This is a genomic window from Enterovibrio calviensis DSM 14347 (assembly GCF_000621165.1).
Classification (GTDB): domain Bacteria; phylum Pseudomonadota; class Gammaproteobacteria; order Enterobacterales; family Vibrionaceae; genus Enterovibrio; species Enterovibrio calviensis.
In genome coordinates this window covers 632,361-633,318 of record NZ_KK211217.1, presented here as the reverse complement: position 1 = coordinate 633,318, position 958 = coordinate 632,361, and the positions used below count along the sequence as shown (strand labels likewise).

Sequence of the window (958 nt, the reverse complement as noted above, 5' to 3'; positions counted from 1 at the left end):
GAATCTCTTTGTTGAGTCAGTATTTTCAAAGATATTGATGGCAAAATGGTTAGAGCAGTCTTCACCTAAAGGTATGGGCGCAATGCCAATTAACCAAAAAGATAAGGTATTGCACTGATGGCTATAGAACTGAACTCGGATCCTCATTTTCCGTTGAGAGAGACTCGATTTTCGAGTGAGGAAGATGTGAATAAAGTCCACACCCTTTCATTGATATTGAAAGAACTTAACTACAACGCAAAAAGAGCAGTCAGAATAGCTGGGAAAAATAGATTGTATGCCCAGATTGACATTTTATCTAAACCTCTCAGTGATGAGGAGGTTGATTTATTACCTAAAAAGATAGTCTCTCTCTCAAATGAGATGATATATGACTATGAAGGATGGAGATGTAATCTATCTCTAATCACTGAATCGCTCAAAAAAAGCATTGAAGATATAGAACCACATGGCGGTCATCAATTTATCCCTGTTGAAATTTTTAATACAGAATCGAAAAAGCTAGGAGATGCATTTTTTTGGAAAATACTTAACGTTGTAGACGCAATAAGGCTTGATTCAGGTGGAATTGAACCTGTGTCAGGCGTGGAAATTATGGAAAACTCTGCTCTGACTTATACCTACACCGAAAATATTAATCTTTATGCGGATAGAGTTTTAGGAAAAGCCGCTTGGTATGATATGAGATTAGGGGCTAGTAAAATAATTTCAGATAGTCTGTTAGATCTTATAAAGAAAAATGATTTTTCCAATATAAAAGTGATGTCTGGAAAAGTTCTGATAGAAAAATAAAGAGATTGAAATTTAAGAACATTAAGGCTGCGCATTACATAGCCTATGATTTTCTCGTGTTATATAAAGGTTGCGGCACATAGATGGATATTATTGCATACAACAGTAATTACCACAAAGTTATTTGACCAGTGTTATTTAACGACTTCAATAATCCACACCTTTT

General features: G+C 35.0%; 1 protein-coding gene. It reads left to right on the top strand.

The genetic code is table 11. The features are described from left to right. Positions 1 to 117 precede the first annotated feature (117 nt). Positions 118 to 792, top strand: a complete 675-nt coding sequence (locus Q365_RS0121110; protein WP_028025225.1) for an imm11 family protein — start codon at positions 118 to 120, stop codon at positions 790 to 792. Positions 793 to 958: the final 166 nt, after the last annotated feature.